Annotated in this window: 15 protein-coding genes; 9 read left to right on the top strand and 6 right to left on the bottom strand. The window is 59.6% G+C overall.

The window, feature by feature from the left end:
* The coding region (gene pgi / locus EGI20_RS12045) for a glucose-6-phosphate isomerase (protein ID WP_498631724.1) at positions 1–1,550 on the top strand (1,550 nt) is incomplete at its 5' end.
* 49 nt (positions 1,551–1,599) lie between these two features.
* Here pgi and EGI20_RS12040 read toward each other — a convergent pair.
* From EGI20_RS12040 to EGI20_RS12030, 3 genes are read right to left on the bottom strand one after another with little or no spacing between them, the layout of a single operon-like run.
* Positions 1,600–2,472, bottom strand: a complete 873-nt coding sequence (locus EGI20_RS12040) for a septal ring lytic transglycosylase RlpA family protein (RefSeq protein ID WP_498631722.1) — start codon at positions 2,470–2,472, stop codon at positions 1,600–1,602.
* Between the two features lie 36 nt (positions 2,473–2,508).
* Positions 2,509–2,973, bottom strand: a complete 465-nt coding sequence (locus EGI20_RS12035) for a tRNA (cytidine(34)-2'-O)-methyltransferase (protein ID WP_124734875.1) — start codon at positions 2,971–2,973, stop codon at positions 2,509–2,511.
* Positions 2,974–3,012: 39 nt separating this feature from the next.
* Positions 3,013–3,723 carry a ComF family protein gene (locus tag EGI20_RS12030; protein WP_498631720.1) on the bottom strand — a complete coding sequence of 237 codons (711 nt, stop codon included), beginning with the start codon at positions 3,721–3,723 and terminating at the stop codon, positions 3,013–3,015.
* Between the two features lie 51 nt (positions 3,724–3,774).
* On the opposite strand from EGI20_RS12030, the gene bioB reads away from it, so the two are divergent.
* From bioB to EGI20_RS12015, 3 genes are all read left to right on the top strand, one after another.
* Complete coding sequence (gene bioB / locus EGI20_RS12025) at positions 3,775–4,758, top strand: biotin synthase BioB (protein WP_498631718.1); 984 nt, start codon at positions 3,775–3,777, stop codon at positions 4,756–4,758.
* Positions 4,759–4,874: 116 nt separating this feature from the next.
* A complete protein-coding gene (bioF, locus tag EGI20_RS12020; RefSeq protein ID WP_498631716.1) occupies positions 4,875–6,014 on the top strand; it encodes an 8-amino-7-oxononanoate synthase in 1,140 nt (379 codons plus the stop codon).
* A 48-nt stretch (positions 6,015–6,062) separates the two neighbouring features.
* Positions 6,063–8,906 (top strand): putative bifunctional diguanylate cyclase/phosphodiesterase, encoded by a 2,844-nt coding sequence (locus tag EGI20_RS12015; protein ID WP_498631714.1) that lies wholly within the window; start codon positions 6,063–6,065, stop codon positions 8,904–8,906.
* A gap of 91 nt (positions 8,907–8,997) precedes the next feature.
* Here the strand turns inward: EGI20_RS12015 and EGI20_RS12010 are convergent, their stop codons facing one another.
* A complete protein-coding gene (locus EGI20_RS12010; protein ID WP_498631712.1) occupies positions 8,998–10,557 on the bottom strand; it encodes a CHASE4 domain-containing protein in 1,560 nt (519 codons plus the stop codon).
* Positions 10,558–10,850: 293 nt separating this feature from the next.
* Here EGI20_RS12010 and bioH point away from each other — a divergent pair, with 293 nt between their 5' ends.
* From bioH to EGI20_RS11990, 4 genes are all read left to right on the top strand, one after another.
* Complete coding sequence (bioH, locus tag EGI20_RS12005; protein WP_498631710.1) at positions 10,851–11,666, top strand: pimeloyl-ACP methyl ester esterase BioH; 816 nt, start codon at positions 10,851–10,853, stop codon at positions 11,664–11,666.
* Positions 11,663–12,556 carry a malonyl-ACP O-methyltransferase BioC gene (bioC, locus tag EGI20_RS12000; protein ID WP_498631708.1) on the top strand — a complete coding sequence of 298 codons (894 nt, stop codon included), beginning with the start codon at positions 11,663–11,665 and terminating at the stop codon, positions 12,554–12,556. Before bioH ends, bioC begins: the two co-directional genes overlap by 4 nt.
* 35 nt (positions 12,557–12,591) lie before the next feature.
* Complete coding sequence (locus tag EGI20_RS11995) at positions 12,592–13,572, top strand: patatin-like phospholipase family protein (RefSeq protein WP_498631706.1); 981 nt, start codon at positions 12,592–12,594, stop codon at positions 13,570–13,572.
* Positions 13,573–13,677: 105 nt separating this feature from the next.
* The gene (locus EGI20_RS11990; RefSeq protein WP_498631705.1) at positions 13,678–14,343 is read left to right on the top strand and encodes a glutathione S-transferase family protein; all 666 of its coding nucleotides are present in this window, start codon (positions 13,678–13,680) and stop codon (positions 14,341–14,343) included.
* On the opposite strand, the gene dinB is transcribed toward EGI20_RS11990, so the two are convergent.
* Both dinB and EGI20_RS11980 read right to left on the bottom strand, forming a co-directional pair.
* Positions 14,340–15,407 carry a DNA polymerase IV gene (dinB, locus tag EGI20_RS11985; protein ID WP_498631703.1) on the bottom strand — a complete coding sequence of 356 codons (1,068 nt, stop codon included), beginning with the start codon at positions 15,405–15,407 and terminating at the stop codon, positions 14,340–14,342. The two genes, EGI20_RS11990 and dinB, sit on opposite strands and share 4 nt — an antisense overlap.
* A 4-nt stretch (positions 15,408–15,411) precedes the next feature.
* Complete coding sequence (locus EGI20_RS11980) at positions 15,412–15,705, bottom strand: Rdx family protein (RefSeq protein ID WP_498631701.1); 294 nt, start codon at positions 15,703–15,705, stop codon at positions 15,412–15,414.
* Between the two features lie 494 nt (positions 15,706–16,199).
* Here EGI20_RS11980 and EGI20_RS11975 point away from each other — a divergent pair.
* Positions 16,200–16,944, top strand: a 745-nt coding sequence (locus tag EGI20_RS11975) for a glycerophosphodiester phosphodiesterase family protein (RefSeq protein WP_498631699.1), incomplete at its 3' end; no start/stop codon positions are given.

Here is a 16,944-nt window from a genome sequence, read left to right as displayed (position 1 = left end):
CGCGTGCCGAGCGTTATGCGCTGAATGTGGGCGGACTGTTCCTCGACTATTCCAAAAACCGCATCAATGACCCGATTCTGGCGGCGCTGCTGACGCTGGCACGGCAGGCGGGCGTACCGCAGCAGATTGCCGCCATGTTCCGTGGCGACAAGATCAATACCACCGAGCAGCGTGCGGCGCTGCATGTGGCGCTGCGCAACCGCGGCAATCGCCCTGTCTGCGTCGATGGGCGTGATGTGATGCCGGACGTCAATGCGGTGCTCTCGCGCATGGGGCGGTTTTGCCATGCGGTGCGCTGTGGCGACTGGCTGGGCTATACCCGCCAGCCGATTACCGATGTGGTGAATATCGGCATAGGCGGCTCCGATCTGGGACCTTTGATGGTGTGTTCGGCACTCAAGCCCTTCGGCCACCCGCGCTTGCGCATGCATTTCGTGTCCAATGTGGATGGCGCGCAGCTCAAGGAGACGCTGCGGCAGGTGCATGTGGAAACCACGCTGTTCGTGGTGGCATCCAAGACCTTTACCACGCAGGAGACGCTGACCAATGCGCTGACCGCGCGCGAGTGGTTTGTCGCGCATGCCGGCGACCCCGCTGCCGTGGCGCAGCATTTTGTCGCGGTGTCGACCAACCGCCAGGCGGTGGCCGAGTTCGGCATTGATCCCGCGCATATGTTCGAGTTCTGGGACTGGGTGGGCGGGCGTTTTTCGCTGTGGTCGGCCATCGGCCTGCCCATCATGCTGTATCTGGGCGAGGAAAATTTTGGCGAGCTGCTGGATGGTGCCCATCTGATGGATGAACACTTTCGCCATGCGCCGCTAAACGCCAACATGCCGGTGCTGCTGGCCTTGATCGGCGTCTGGTATATCAATTTCTATGGTGGCGGCAGCCATGTGATTGCGCCTTATGACCAATATCTGCATCGCCTGCCGGCCTTTATCCAGCAGCTGGATATGGAGTCCAACGGTAAGCAGGTGTGCCGTGACGGCAGCCCGGTCGGGGTGGAAACCGCCCCCATCATCTGGGGCGAGACCGGCATCAATGGCCAGCATGCCTTTTTCCAGCTGCTGCATCAGGGTACGCATATCTCGCCTATCGATTTGATCGCCACGCTGGAGAACCGTGCCGGCCTGCCCGGTCACCATGAAATTTTGCTGGCCAATGTCTTTGCCCAGGCCGAGGCCTTTATGCGCGGCAAAACAGCGGATGAAGTGCGCGCCGAGCTGGCATCCCAAGGCCTGTCGGGGGATGCGCTGGCACGCTTGCTGCCGCACAAGGTGTTTGCCGGCAACCGCCCGAGCAATACCTTGCTGCTGGCCCAGCTCAATCCGCGCAATCTGGGCACATTAGTGGCCTTGTACGAGCACAAGATTTTCGTGCAGGGCACGATCTGGGGAATCAATAGTTTCGACCAGTGGGGGGTCGAGCTGGGCAAGCAGTTGGCGCGCACCATACACGGCGAGCTGACCGGGCAGGGCGTGGCGGGCGTACACGACAGTTCGACCGAACGCCTGATCCGTCTCTATTTGCAAAGCCGGCAGCAGGCATGAAAAAAGCGAAGCCTCAGGCTTCGCTTTTTTGTGGCTGAACGGGCAAGGCTCAGGTCATGACGATCTTCTTGCCGGTGTTGAGCCGGTTGGCGGTATCGCTGGCGGCTTTTTGCGCCGCCGCCGGGGTTTCGAACGGCCCCATCTGCACGCGGTAAGCGCCCAGCTGTTTGACGATGGTCAGCTTCTCGTCATGCTGGTCCGGCAGCTTGGCCATCAGCTTTTTGATGCGTGCCTCAGCCTTGACCTTGGTCGCGTAGGAGCCCAGCTGCAGATAGATGGGCTTGTCCGACTTGGCCAGCTGTCTGGCCGGACGGGTGGCGATACGTTCGCCGTCACCGGCCGGGAATACGCGCTCGACCAGTACGTCGGCACTGCCCGAGTTGATATAGCCCAGCTGGTGTGCTGCCGCATACGACAGATCCATTACCCGGTTCTTGTGAAACGGGCCACGGTCATTGATGCGCACAATCACCGACTGGCCGTTTTTCAGGTTGGTCACCTTGGCGTAAGACGGAATCGGCAGCGTCGGATGGGCGCCGGTCATGGCGAACATATCGTAGCGTTCGCCGGACGAGGTCTTGCGACCGTGGAACTGCTTGCCATACCACGAGGCTTTGCCGCGGGTTTGAAAGGCTTCGTGGCTGGTGTCCGGGCGGAAACGCATGCCCAGTGCGCTATAAGGCAGATTGGCCGAACGTATCAGCGGTTCATCCTGTGGCACGGCATTGGGTAGCAGGTTGAGGTTGGCCGGGATGATTCTGGCCGGGCCGTCGTTCTGGAAGTAGGCCCCGCCCTTGCTGCTGGTTTTTTGTGGCGCTTTGGCCACGGGTTGAAGTTTGGCGTTGGCTGGCTGTGTGGTGGAACAGGCCACCAGTACAAGGCTGACAATTGTCAGCCACAACCATCGAAGAACAGATTGCATCGGAGCTCCTTTATGCGGAGTGCCTAGCTGCGAATCTTAACTTCCTCCGGCAAAATCGATCTGCCGCCACGCCTCGAACACCATAACGGCGACGGCATTGGACAGATTCATGCTGCGTGACTCGGGCCGCATTGGCAATCGCACCCGGCGCTCGGTCGGGAAGCCTGCAAGCAGGTTTTCCGGCAGACCGCGCGACTCGGGGCCGAACAACAGCACATCATTTGCTTCGAAAGCCACCTGGTCGTGCCGCGTGGCACCCTTGGTGGTGGCGGCGAAAATTCGCCGCCCGTGCAAGGCTGCCTGGCAGGCTTCCCAATCCTCGTGAACGATCATGCGCGCGTACTCGTGATAGTCGAGTCCGGCCCTGCGCAATTTCGCGTCATCAAGGGGAAAACCCAGCGGTTTGACCAGGTGCAATTCGCAACCGGTATTGGCACATAAACGGATCACATTGCCCGTGTTGGGCGGTATTTCCGGCTGGTAAAGAACAACAGTAAACATCGTTGCGACCTGGATTGTTCCAAGAATTCAAAAGGTTGGTCAAGTTTTCGAGTAAAAAACCTTAGCCAGCACCCAGGCTTCGACCCGTTTTGCCCCCTGTTTTTTGAGGCTGAGGGACAGCTCGGACAGGGTGGCGCCACTGGTGGCGACATCGTCGACAATGGCGACGCAAAGCCCGTCTACACGGTGTTTTACACGAAAAGCATGACTGACATTGTGCCGCCTCTGGCGCTGGTTCAGACTGGCTTGAGGCGGGGTGTTGCGTATCCGCTCACATAGTGTGCTGTTAAGCGGGGCGTTTATTCTACCAGCGAACGCGCGGGCAAGCTCCAGACTCTGGTTGAAGCCGCGCTCCATGCGCCTTGCATCGGCTAGCGGCACGGCCACGACCAGATCCGGCTGCACGATGGCGGGCGGTGCCAGTTCGGCCAGCAAAAATGCCAGGCTGCCGGCCAGATCCAGACGTTTGCCGTACTTGAATGCCTGTATCACGCCATCCAGCGGATAGTCGTATAACAAGGCGGCGTGCAGGGCGTCGAAGGCGGGCGGCTGGCGCAGGCAGCGGCCGCAGATCTGGGCAAAGGGCGAGGCTTGGGCGCAGCGCGGACAGACTTCGGCCGGCAGGCGGACAAGATCGGCCAGGCAGGCTGCACAAACGCCGTGACGGGTGCCGGCTGCGGCACAAAACAGACAGATCTGCTTAAATGGCAGGCAGTTGTCAATAATATGGCTGATGAAGTTTGACGGCACGGGTGCCCCCGCTGATGATGCCTTGATTCCATCAAGATAGATCTGATCGCCATGACCCACAGTACGATTGTTTTTCAGCGCCCGGCTAGCCCGCATCCACAGAGCACGCTCTGGCAGGTCGAAGAGATTGAGGCCTTGTTTGCCCTGCCATTTATGGAGCTGGTGTTTCGTGCCGCCGAAGTTCATCGCCAGTTTTTCGACTCGAACAAGGTGCAGCTGTCTACCCTGCTATCGATCAAGACCGGGGGCTGTCCGGAGGACTGTGGCTATTGTCCGCAATCGGTGCATCACGAAACGCCGGTCGACAACCAGCCCATGCTCAGTGCCGAGCAGGTCGTGGAGGTCGCCCGTATCGCCAGGGAAAACGGAGCCAGCCGTTTCTGTATGGGCGCCGCCTGGCGCGGTCCCAAGGATGCCGACCTGCAAAAGACGCTGGCCATGGTGAGTGAAGTCAAGGCGCTGGGGCTGGAAACCTGCGCCACCTTCGGCATGCTGGCCGATGGCCAGGCCGAGCAGCTCAAGGCGGCCGGGCTTGATTACTACAACCACAACCTCGATACCTCCCCCGACAAGTACGGCGATATTATCCACAGCCGCGAATACCAAGACCGTATGGACACGCTGGGCAAGGTGCGCAAGGCCGGGCTGAATGTGTGCTGTGGCGGCATTGTCGGCATGGACGAGACGCGCCAGGACCGCGCCGGCCTGATTGCCCAGCTGGCCAACCTCGATCCGCAGCCGGAGTCGGTGCCGATCAATAATCTGGTCAAGGTGGACGGTACGCCGCTGGCTGACGCCGAAGAGATAGACTGGACCGAGTTCGTGCGGGCGATTGCGGTCGCGCGCCTGACCATGCCCAAGAGCTATGTCCGCTTGTCGGCCGGGCGGCGCGGCATGCCGGAGGCGATGCAGGCGCTATGCTTTCTTGCCGGTGCCAACTCCATCTTCTATGGCGACAAATTACTGACCACCGGTAACCCGGATGTGGCCGCCGATCGTGCGCTGATGGACAAGCTGGATCTGTCTGCCCTGTAGGCCTCAGGATGCGGTGATGCTTGCCGATTTTCGGTATTTTGTTTATAAGATAGGCGAGTATTGATAGGCTATAAGATATTACATTGTATTTGGCGCCGTGCGGGGAGTATCCTTTTATGCAACACCATGAGCTAGCCGCCCAGTTGGCAGCGTTGCAGCAGCGGCACCAATACCGCCAGCGCGTGCGACTGGATAGCCCGCAGGGTGTGCATGTCAGCCTGAACGGAGGCGAGACGCTGTCTTTTGCCAGCAATGATTATCTGGGGCTGGCCAATCATCCGGCGCTGGTCGACACCGCGCGCGAAGCCATGCTGCGTTGGGGTGTCGGAGCGGGTGCATCGCACCTGGTTACCGGGCATAGCGCGGCGCATGAGGAAGCCGAGGCGGTTCTGGCCGACTGGATAGGCACGCCGGATGCGCTGCTGTTCGGTTGTGGTTATCTGGCCAATCAGGCGGTGATCACGGCGCTGCTAGGACGGGGCGACGAGGTGTTTGCCGACAAGCTCAACCACGCTTCGCTGAATGATGGTGCCTTGTTATCGCGGGCGCGTTTACGCCGCTTTCGCCATAACGACCTTGCCCAGCTGGAAAGCCTGTTGCAGAACAGTCGTGCCCGCACCCGCATGATTGTGGTCGATGCGGTGTACAGCATGGATGGAGACGAGGCACCGTTGCCGGCTTTGCTCGATCTGGCGCGCCGTTACGATGCCTGGCTTTTTCTCGATGATGCTCACGGTTTCGGCATCAGCGGTGGCGGGCGCGGGGCGCTCACAGAATATGCCCTGCATGACCCCCGGGTCATCTATATGGCGACGCTGGGCAAGGCGGCAGGCGTGTCCGGTGCTGTGGTAGCCGGCAGTCGCGAGTTGTGTGCCTGGCTGGTCAATCGCGCGCGTGCGTATATCTACACTACCGCCAGTCCGCCGGCGCTGGCGGTAACGGTCAGCCGTGCCGTTGGTCTGATCCGGGACGAGGCCTGGCGTCGAGAACGTCTGGCGCGGCATATTGCCAGGGTACAGGCGGCCAGTTTGCCTTATCCCGTGCTGGCTTCCCGTTTTGCCATACAGGCGCTCATGGTTGGCACGAATAGTGCAACGCTTGCCTTGGCCGAGCGTCTGGCGCGTGCTGGCGTGTGGGTACCGGCCATACGCCCGCCTACGGTGGCGGCAGGCACGGCCAGGCTGCGCATTTCGCTGTCGGCTGCTCATAGCGAACAGGATATTGAGGCGCTACTGGTGGCGCTGTGCCGGTCTTAGCCGGCTGTTGACGTATTACCCTTCTGCAGCAGATAGATAACGAGAATAATGCGAATGATGGATGCGCTGGAAAACAACGGGCGGCTAATCGAGGGGGCACGGGAAGCCTTGGCTTTATTGCGTCAGGCCGGCCCGCTGGATACGGCGGCCATCTGGCTCAGGCAAGGACGCTATTGGCATTGTCTGGCCAGCGACGGCGTAGGGAAATTATCTCCTCATTCTGCTCTGGCCTCCCTGCCCGAGGGTGCGGTGCGGCATGAGCTGTCGTTGAACAGTCGCTATGGTGTCATGCTGCTGTGGCATGGCGCCGTGCATCTGGCGCAGTCTCCATGGTGCCAGATGGCTGGCCAGTTGCTGCTTAGCCGGCTTGAGGGCGCTGTACTGGAGCAGGCGCTGCTACGATCACGTCTGGAGCAGCGCATCCTGCTGGATATTGCTACGCTAGCCAGTCATGTCCAGAGTATGGAAGCCTTTCTTGCCCGTCTGCCCGGCTTGCTGTCACCATTGGTCCCGGCTTGTGATCTGGTGCTGACCCTGTCCGATGAGAGCGGCGGTCTCTTGCATTTGTCTCCTGTGCCGTTAGCGGGAGAGTCCGGACAAAAGGCCTCCGCTGCACGACCTGCCGAGCTGGCTGGCGCGCTGGCCACAGCGGTGTGCATGGCCGCCAAGCCCAGATTGCTGGATACGCGCCGTATCTTGGCGTTTTGCGAACAAGCAGATCTGCCGTCGCTTGTACGCCAGCCCCGCTTTTGTCTCTGCCTGCCCTTGTTCATCTGCGGCGCTCAGGCCTACAGCGCATTGACGGTACAGGTTTTTGATCCGGCGCAGCGTTACGACCGGCAGTCATTAAGCCTGTTTTTGCGTCTGGCGCGGCATATAGCGTCATTGTTCGGCCATGTCTGCGAACGCTACCGTCTGGTACGGACGGCGCGCTGCTTTGAGCATGAGCTGGAGGCTAACCGTCTGCGTCTGCATGCAGAGCAGGGCGAGCGCCACCATGCACAAAAATTGATGCGTGCCTTGTTTGGCATTGCCAATCTATCCAATAGCAGCTTGTCGCTGCCGGCTTTTCTGGCGGGCGTGCATCGGGAGCTGCAGGGTTTGCTCAGCTGCAGCGGCTGTATGGTTGCCCTGTATGATGCCGAACAGGATAGGCTCACGTTCCCCTATGGCGCGGATGCTTTTGTTCCGAATGATCCCATGATGACGATGCGGGCAGGCCCGGTCGAGCAGGTCTTGCATAGCGGCCGCACCCTGTTGCTCAATGGCAGCGCCTTGTTAAGGTCTATTTCCGGCAAAGGCGGAGAAGGTTTGGTGAGCTGGCTGGGCGTGCCTGTGTATAGCAACCGAGAGCTCAAGGGCGTGGTGGCGGTGTTCAGTCGCGACAGCAATCTGCGCTACAGCTATCGCGAGCAGGAGTTGCTGGAGAGTGTGGCCGATCATATCGGCGGCGCCCTGACACAACTGCAGGCGAGCGCGGCGTTGCAACTGGCCAATAGCGCGCTGGAAGAGCGTGTACGCGAGCGGACACTGGCGCTGGATACCGTCAATGCCCGGCTCAAGCACGATACATTGCATGATGTACTGACCGGCCTGCCCAATCGTGCCTATTTCAACCAGACACTGCAGTCGAACTGGCAGGCCTACCGCCGTGATGGGCGCCAGTGTTTTGCCGTCTTGTTTATCGACCTGGATCGTTTCAAGCTGATCAACGATACCCTGGGACATCAGGCCGGGGATGCCTTGCTGCATGAAGCCGGTGCCCGCATACGCCATTGCCTGCGACCGCATGATTTTTTGGCCAGGCTGGGAGGGGACGAGTTTGCGCTGATCTTGCAGCGGGTGGAGTCGACCGCACGCAGTGAACAGATCGCACAACGTATCGTGGATGAATTCGAGCGCCCCATGCTGCTAGGCGGGCGTGAAGTGTTTGCGACGGTCAGTATCGGCGCGGTGCTGGCCGACAGCCAGTATTACCAGCGCGCGGAGGATTTGCTGCGCGATGCGGATCTGGCGATGTACCGCACCAAACAAAGCGGTCGCCATGGCTATACCTTGTTCAATCATCATTTTCGCGAGAATCAGGCCGATTTGCTGGCGCTGGAAGCCGATTTGCGGCGGGCGCTTGATGTCGATGACCAGCTGATTCCGTATTACCAGCCTTTCATTGATAGCCATAGCCAACGGCTGACCGGTTTCGAGGCACTGGTGCGCTGGCATCATCCCGAGCGGGGACTGATTTCGCCGGCCGAGTTCTTGCCCATGGCGCAGGAGTCGGGTCTGATTCGGCGGCTGGATCGTTACATGATAGAGCAGGGTTGTGCCCAGCTGGCGGCTTGGCATGATGAGGGCTATGGCGGCGAGTCCTTGTCCTTGCATATCAATCTGTCTTCGGAAAACCTGCGCGATACGAGCTTGCCATCCTGGCTGGAGGCTTTGCTGACCCGGTTGGCGCTGCCGCCGGCGCTGCTTTATCTGGAGGTGACGGAAAGCGCACTGATCGATATGCCTGAAGTGGCTGAGCAAGTGATGCATGCCCTGCATCAGTTGGGTGTACGCCTGGCGCTGGATGATTTCGGTACCGGCTACTCGGCCTTGGCTTATCTGCATCGTTACCAGTTCGATGTGCTGAAAATAGATCAGGCTTTTGTGCGCGAAGTCGATGTTCATACCGAGTCCCGCGCTATTGTGCGGGCTATCCTGGCATTGGCTCAGGCCTTGCATCTGGACGTTGTGGCCGAAGGGGTGGAAACACCCAGTCAGCTTTCTGTCTTGCGCGAGCTGGGCTGTCCCAAATTGCAGGGCTATTATTTTGCCCGGCCAAAGCCTGCGGCTGCTATCGAATGGGAAGGTTTACAGGCTTTGGCGCTAGAAAGCCCTTGTTGCCACTGATCCGGCTGGCCATGCCGCACTATTTTGCGGTGTGAATAAAGCACGGGCCCCGCGAATTTGCGGGGCCCGTGCTTTATATTCCCGGTCGGGATCAGGCGTGTTTGCTGCTGGCGCGTGTGATGGAAATCAGGCGCGGATTGTTCTCATTTTTATCGGTCTGGCTATCCGTTTCACTTGGCGTGTTATCCGGGCGCGTATCTTCGCCGGATGAGGATAGCGGCGTGATATAGAGGTGCACAATCGGCTTGCCGGCCTGAGGCATGCTCAGTGCGGTGATTTCGCATGGGCGCAGGCTGCCGTCACGGCAGCGTATGCGGCACAGCAAACGCACGCTCTGGGGCATGGTGTTCTTCGATTGCGCCAGCAGTAGCAAACGCTTGGCAGTGGCATCATTGGTTTCCAAGAGCTCGGACAGGTGCCGGCCGACCAGCGTCGCCGCGTGTGGTGCCTTGTACAGGGCGGCACCGGCGGCATTCAGGTCAGTGACCTGACCGTCACGCAGTTGCATCATGGCACCTGGTGCCTGCGAGAACAGCATATCCAGCTGTTGTTCGGCCGTGCGCTGCGCCTCGATAGAGGCATTCTTGCCCATTGCCAGATGGTTGATCGCACGCGCCAGATAGGAGACTTCGTCGTTGCCGTGGGTTTCGATCACGGCTACGCGACCGGGGCGTACCATGCCATGTATGCTTTGCAGCAACCAGCCTAGGCGGGTACTGATATTGGCATGTACAACCCACCAGGCCAGCAGGCCAAGCAGCAGGGTACCGACCACGGAGAACAGGGCCAACTGTTCCAAAGAGGATGAGGCCAGACGGCTCATATCGCGTTGCTGGCTACTGCCCAGTAGCAGTGCCGGCTTGCCGCTCAGGCTATTCACGACACCCCAGCTTTCGATTTTGTCGTCGCTGCCCAGAATCAGCAGGTCTTCATTCTCGATGCCTTTGTTTATCCAGCGTTGCACTTCGTCTGGCAGATCGCGCGAAGTAATGGACAGGGCACTGGACTGCGTGGCGCTAAACGGGCCTTTTCCTTGCAATAGCAGTTTGTCTGCCGAAACGGCCATGACCAGATAACCGCCGATAGGGCTGCTGCGGTTGGTGCTACGGATAGGAATAATGGTGACGAAGTGCGGACCACGAGCCAGACGGACGATGCCGGAGGTTGTGCTGACACGGTGTTCAATGGCGCTGGATAGCTGGCGGCCAAATTCCGTGGCGGGGGAAAGCTCGCGTACCAGTGCCAGATCGTCACGCTGTGCCGACATGCCATCCCACTCTGCCGTCGTCAGCAGTCCGCCGTTGCGATCAAAAATGGCGAGAAAGTCGATGCCCAGCGTGTTGATCTTCTGACCTTGCAAATACGCATCCAGACGCAGTGTGTCGCCACCGGTTGCATAGTTGTAAGTATCATCCCAGTTGGCCCAACTCAAGGCCAGACGTTCGACTGTGCTGGCACTCTCCAGAAAAGCATTGCGTGTGCCGGCCGCCTGAGAGCGTGCGGCGGTGCGCTCGTACTGCTCAATCGACGGGATCAGTGTAAGCCGTCCATAAAGCCAGACCGAACCGGCTAATAGCAGCGACAGTACAGTCAGAATGAGCGCGATACGGTGCGCCAGCCTGCTAGGCAGGAATCTAGTAAAAATTGACAAAGCCTCTCCCCCGTCGCAATAACCGGTGATGCATAAGCCGACCGGCATGCGTTTATAATTTGAATTATGTGCATCTTATGTGCATTGGATGAATGTAAGGGATGATGCCATCGTGAGTCCAGTAAGCGCGTGCTCAAACCTCATCAAAACGGGCCGATTGTGGCGTACAAGCAAAACCGGTGGCGGATACGCAAAATACAAGTCGTCACCGGCAGGCAGAAGGTGCGCGCAGGTGCATGTATTGATGGTTATTTATGTCTGTCTTGGTATGTCAAAACAATGCAGGCTTCCCTTTGCCTGACACTCTTGCGAAAATGGCGCCCTTTGCCGATGGCCATGCCGATATGAACTGTTACGTCGAAACACAAGGGCGTGGGCCGGATGTGGTTCTGCTGCATGGCTGGGGTCTGCATGGCGGCGTATTCGAGCGCGTTGCGGCGGCGCTGTCCGCGCATTACTGCGTACACACGGTGGATTTGCCCGGTCATGGTGCCTCGCCTGAGCTTGAGCGCTTCGATGCTGCCGAAGTGGCGGCTGCGCTGGCGCGGCAGTTTCCCTTGCCTGTGCATGTGCTGGGCTGGTCCTTGGGCGGTTTGGTGGCCCAGCACTGGGCTGTACAGCAAGCGGCCCAGATACGCAGCCTGGCACTGGTGTCGACCAGCCCGCGGTTTGTACAAGGTCCGGACTGGGCGTTCGGGCAGCGTGCCGCCACCATCGAAGAAGTCGGCGCGAATTTGCATAACGCATTCGAGTCAACCCTGAAAAATTTTCTTGCCCTGCAAATGCTGGGTGCGCCGCATGCGCGTGATACGCTCAAGGCCTTGAGCGGTCAGCTGTTTGCCCATGGCCGGCCGCATGGCCTGTTGCCGGCGCTGGATTGCCTGCTACAGGCGGATACGCGTGCACTGGCCGCGCAGATTCATGCACCCACTGCACTGTTCTTCGGGGCGCGTGACCGTATTACGCCCATTGGCGCCGGCCGCTGGCTGGCGGATATGTTGCCGGACGCCCGGTTGCATCTATTCGAACAAGCCTCGCATGCACCGTTTTTGTCGCACGAGCATGATTTCCTGACCCTGCTGCTTTCCCACCTGGACCGACACGCATGAGTGAAGCGTTTTATACCGATAAGGCCAAAGTCCGTGCCGCTTTCGAGCGTGCGGCCCATAGCTACGATGGCGCAGCTGTCTTGCAGCGCGAAGTGTCTGACCGCATGGCCGAGCGGCTGGATGTGATCAAGAATGCGCCGCTGACGATACTTGATGCCGGCTCCGGTACCGGTTATGGTGCCGCCGAATTGCGCCGCCGTTATCCGGCGGCGCGTGTGATCGAGCTGGATATCGCCGCCTCCATGCTCAAAGCCTCCAGGGCCAAGCAGCAGGAGGGAGCCGGCTTTTTCGGCCGTTTGATGGGGCGGGCCCAGCCATGGCAGGCTTGTGCCGATATCGAGGCGCTGCCGCTGGCGGATGCCTGCGTGGACATGGTGTGGTCGAATCTGGCCATCCAGTGGCTGAATGAGCCGGATGGCGTCTTTGCCGAGTTCCGCCGTGTACTCAAGCCGGATGGCTTGTTGATGTTTTCCACGCTGGGGCCGGATACGCTGTTTGAATTGCGGGCCGCCTTTGCCGGGCAAGACTCGGCCACCCACGTCAACCATTTCATCGATATGCATGATCTGGGTGATGTATTGGTGCGTAACGGCTTTGCCCTGCCGGTCATGGACATGGAAAAAATCGTGCTGACCTATGGCCGGGTGCGTGATGTGATGCAAGACCTCAAGTCCATCGGCGCGCATAATGTCACCGCCGGGCGCAAGGCTGGTCTGACCGGCAAGCATTTCTGGCAGCGTGTCGAAGCGGCGTACGAAGCCTACCGGCGTGATGGCAGCCTGCCTGCCACTTATGAAGTGGTCTATGGCCACGCCTGGCGTGGCGAGCCCAAGGCCAAAGCCGGGCATTTGCCCGATGGCCGTCAGGTTATTGAATTTAAAAAGTCCTGAGCCGCATTCCGCTCAAGAAAGAGTCGTTCCCGAACATGCTTTATCCTTTACGTTGTACCGGCCTGTTGGCCGTCTTGCTGTTAAGTGCTTGCAGCAGCATCAACCCTGCACCACCTCTTGTTTCTCCCGCGAGTCAGCCATCGGCCAGTCATGCGGCCAAGCCGGTCACCCCGGCACCGGTGTCGCCGTCCGTCACGGCACCGGCTGCGCCTGAGCAGGCCAAAGTCGTACGCAAGCCCCGGATAGGCCTTGCGCTGGGCGGGGGCGCGGCCAAGGGCTTTGCCCATATCGGCGTGATCAAGGTGCTGGAAGCAAACGGCATCAAGGCCGACATCGTTACCGGTACCAGTGCTGGTGCAGTCGTGGGTGCGCTGTATGCCTCGGGCATCAGTCCTTACCAGCTGCAGATCAAGGCGATGAAGCTGGACGAGAGTTCGCTCGCCGACTACACCCTGTCGACATCCGGCCTGATAAAGGGCGAAAAACTGGCCGAGTTTGTCAATCGCGAGGTGCGCAACAAGCCGCTGGAGAAACTCTCCAAACGCTTTGGAGCCGTGGCCACCGAACTGGATACGGGGGCGCGCATTGTGTTCCAGCGCGGTAACACCGGTTCGGCTGTGCGTGCCTCGGCCAGCATTCCTAATGTTTTCCAGCCGGTATCCATGAATGGTAAACGCTATGTCGATGGCGGTCTGGTGAGCCCGGTGCCGGTGAGTGCGGCGCGGGAGATGGGGGCTGATGTGGTGATTGCGGTCGATATTTCGGCACGTCCCACCGGCGGGAGTTCCGGCTTTTTGTCGCGGCTTGACCAGAGCCTGAACATCATGAGTCAGAGTGCGTTGAAGGCCGAGCTCAAGAATGCAGATGTCACCTTGCGCCCCAGCGTAGGCAAGATAGGCGCCACCGATTTCGAGAATCGCCATACCGCCATTCTGGAGGGCGAGCGCGTGGCACGCATGGCCTTGCCGGTCATAAAAAGAGCCTTGTCATTAAAAGCGCAGGCGCTTGCCAAGTAATGGCATAATTGGCGGGTTATTCCGTTTGGCTATCCTGAGGTGGCCAGCGGATTTTGCCCTTGAAGGGGCTATGCTATTCCTATTTCAAGCCCCGGAGGCTTAGGCATGATCATCCTGCATGGCGTCGCGCTGTCCCCGTATTACACCAAGGTCAAGATTGCCCTGATCGAAAAAGGCGTGAATTACGAAGAGGTATTCACCCCGCCTGCTCAGGACGAAGTGTTTCTGGCCAAAAGCCCGATGGGCAAGATCCCTTATGTCGAGATCAACGGCTTTGCGCTGGCCGAGTCGACCGCCATCTTGGAATGGCTGGAAGATGCCTATCCGACTGCCGCGCTCTTGCCGCCTTCACCTAATGCACGCAGCCGCGCCCGTGAAATCATGCAGATGATAGAGCTGTATCTGGCCGCGCCTTGCGCACCCCTGACGCGCCATGTGCTGTTTGGCGCGCCTTTGGACGAGGAAGCCCGCGAGCAGGCGCGTAGCGATATCCGTCGCGCGGTGGCGGCGCTGACCCGTCTGACCCGCTTTTCGCCGTGGCTGGCGGGTGAAGATTTCAGCTATGCAGATATTGCCGCAGCCAGTTTTTTCCCCTTGGTGTCGCAGATGACGCAGGCGGTGCTGGCCGAGGATTTGCTGGCGCCACTGCTGGACGAGACCGGCTATATGGCACGTCTGGGACAGCGCAACAGTATTGCGCAGAGCTGGGCCGGGCGTGATGCGGCCGTGGCTGCTTTTATGGCGCGGCGTAAAAAGGCTGCGCAGGCCTAATCTTCTTCCCATTCAAATTCAAGCTGGCGGGCGTCGCTGTTACCCAGGCGTACGCCCAAGCCCAGAAGGCGCACTGCGCGCCCCTGTCCTCTGGCATAGCCCGTCTCCAGCAAGCGTCCGAAGGCGTTCAGCATCAGTGTGCTTGCCGCATGTTCAACCGTGGTCTGGCTGAAGTCGGCGAATTTCACCTTCACCACCAGCGCGCGTAGCGGCGGCTCGCCGGCGCGGCTGATGCGGGACTTCAGCTGTGCCAGCAGTTCGGGCAATTCGGCGCGGCAGGCGGCAAGATCAGGCAGGTCGCGCGCATAGGTTTCTTCCACGCTCACGGATTTTCTTTCCCGTTCCGGCTCGACTTCACGCTTATCAATGCCGTGGGCAAGCTGGTGCAGCCGTTCGCCGAAGCGCCCGAATTCTTGCGTCAGCAGCAGCGGATCGGCGGCCGCCAGATCGGCGCCATGGTGGATCCCCAACGTCTTTAATCGGGCTGCCGTCACCTTGCCTACACCAAAAAAGCGGGCCACCGGCAAGGCCGCGACAAAGGCGGCGACATCTTGCGGGCGCACCACAAACTGCCCGTCCGGCTTGTTCCAGTCGGAAGCAACCTTGGCCAGAAATTTGTTCGGCGCGATGCCGGCCGAGGCAGTAATGCCGACTTCTTCGCGTATGCGCGTGCGTATGGCGGCGGCCATGCGCGTGGCGCTGCCCTGGCACAGAGTGACGCCGCTGACATCGAGATAGGCTTCGTCCAGCGACAGCGGTTCGATGCGTTCGGTGAAGGCTTGATAGATGGCGTGGATCTGCTGGCTGGCGGCACGGTAGCGCGCCATATCCGGGCGGACGATCAATAGCTGCGGGCATAGCCTGAGTGCGGTGGCCGAGGCCATGGCCGAGTGGATGCCGTATTGGCGTGCCAGATAATTACAGGTTGCAATCACGCCGCGGGTTTCCGGCCTGCCGCCTATGGCCAGCGCAATATCGCGCCATTCCGGGTGGTCGCGCATTTCAACCGAGGCGTAGAAAGCATCGCAATCGATGTGGATGATCTTGTGTGGTGGCGCCGTCATGGTTTTAAGCGGAAGCCGAATCGCTGTGACCCAGTGCCTTGTCCGGAGCGACGGTATCGCGCACGCGCTGTTTCAGCAGCTTGATGTCGGGAAAACCGCCATCGCGCGTGCGATCCCATAGCGTCTCGCCATTGCACAGGATGCGGAATACGCCACCGTTGCCGGGCAAGAGTGCGACTTCGCCCAGTTCTTTTTCAAAGGTGGTCAACAGCTCTTGCGCCATCCAGGCCGCGCGCAATAGCCAGCGGCAGCCGGTGCAATAGTGGATTTCAATACGGGGTAGCAGGGGCGTGGTCATCGTGCGGCAGTGTCAGGGTAAAGCACGATGGTAGCCGATTGCGCGTCGCCGGGCATGCCCTTCCCTGACTGACTCTTTGCGTCCTGCATGGCAGGCGCCCCTCCATCGACTTTTTTATTCAGGTAAAACCTGGCGAAGGGTAAAGACAAGGCCTCGGGCGACGCGATCGGGCTGGCTAGGCGCCGACGCTTTGCAGTCTGCATGCCATTAGTATTTGGGTAAAGAAGTTTGTATGTTGTCGGACGATGCTGCATTGCACGATGTTACTTTCATGCAACGCCTAGGGAGATAGCCGGTAAAGCCTTGTGTTCTATGGATCTTTGTCGATGTGCGTATCCGCAGGCAGGGAGAATGAAGCAGGGCGAATGTAGCAGTCGCCGGTGAAGTGGCAAGAACTTGGATAATGGCGGCCGGCACAAATCTGTCATCTTTTCATCATGGCAACGTAACATTCCATATAGATACTTGTGCCATCAAAAACCATGATGGAGTGCATGATGAAGATCTCTGCCTTGTTGTCCAGCCTGATGGCCAGCTGTTTGATCCTGCCTGCTTACGCCGCGCAAACTCCGGCCTATCCCACGCTGAGTGGCAAGGCACCGCTGGTGATTGCCCACCGCGGTGCTTCGGGCTACCTGCCCGAGCACACGCTGGAAGCGTATGCCCGCGCCGTCGAACTGGGTGCAGACTATATCGAGCCGGATCTGGTCTCGACCAAGGATGGCGTATTGATTGCCCGTCATGAGCCCAACCTGAAAGACAGTACCGATGTGGCGAGCCGGCCAGAGTTTGCCGAGCGCAAAAAGAAGTGGCTGGTTGACGGGGTGGAGGAGGAGGGCTGGTTTGCGCCGGACTTTACCCTGGCCGAAATCAAGACCCTGCGTGCCGTTCAGCAGCGTGCTGACCGGCCACAGGAGTTCAACGGCCAGTTCTCGATTCCGACTTTCGAAGAAATTCTTGCTCTGCGTGAAAAACTCAGCAAACAGGCCGGGCGCGAGGTTGGTATCTACCCGGAAACCAAGCATCCAAGCTGGCATGCGGCCCAGCAACTGGCGCTGGAACCGGTCTTGCTGGCCAGCCTGAAAAAGCATGGCCTGAATCGCAAGAATGCCCCCGTGTTTATTCAGTCATTCGAGACGGCAAACCTGAAAGCCTTGCGCAAGCAGACACCGGTCAAACTGGTGTTTCTGCTGGACGGCAATGATGTGACGGTGGATGGCAAGATGGAGGCCGGCCGGC

The sequence above is a fragment of the Aquitalea sp. S1-19 genome (assembly GCF_024343515.1).
The sequence above is the reverse complement of the archived record's forward strand: the minus strand, read 5'-3'. Positions and strand labels throughout refer to the sequence as shown.

Bases quoted from the DNA above. Each gene is read 5' to 3' on its own strand.
- EGI20_RS11995 (WP_498631706.1), top strand. From the start codon at position 12,592: ATGCTTTATCCTTTACGTTGTACCGGCCTGTTGGCCGTCTTGCTGTTA.
- EGI20_RS11980 (WP_498631701.1), bottom strand. From the start codon at position 15,705: ATGACCACGCCCCTGCTACCCCGTATTGAAATCCACTATTGCACCGGC.
- EGI20_RS12015 (WP_498631714.1), top strand. From the start codon at position 6,063: ATGCGAATGATGGATGCGCTGGAAAACAACGGGCGGCTAATCGAGGGG.
- bioB (WP_498631718.1), top strand. From the start codon at position 3,775: ATGACCCACAGTACGATTGTTTTTCAGCGCCCGGCTAGCCCGCATCCA.
- EGI20_RS12035 (WP_124734875.1), bottom strand. From the start codon at position 2,973: ATGTTTACTGTTGTTCTTTACCAGCCGGAAATACCGCCCAACACGGGC.
- EGI20_RS12040 (WP_498631722.1), bottom strand. From the start codon at position 2,472: ATGCAATCTGTTCTTCGATGGTTGTGGCTGACAATTGTCAGCCTTGTA.
- bioC (WP_498631708.1), top strand. From the start codon at position 11,663: ATGAGTGAAGCGTTTTATACCGATAAGGCCAAAGTCCGTGCCGCTTTC.
- EGI20_RS11990 (WP_498631705.1), top strand. From the start codon at position 13,678: ATGATCATCCTGCATGGCGTCGCGCTGTCCCCGTATTACACCAAGGTC.
- dinB (WP_498631703.1), bottom strand. From the start codon at position 15,407: ATGACGGCGCCACCACACAAGATCATCCACATCGATTGCGATGCTTTC.
- bioF (WP_498631716.1), top strand. From the start codon at position 4,875: ATGCAACACCATGAGCTAGCCGCCCAGTTGGCAGCGTTGCAGCAGCGG.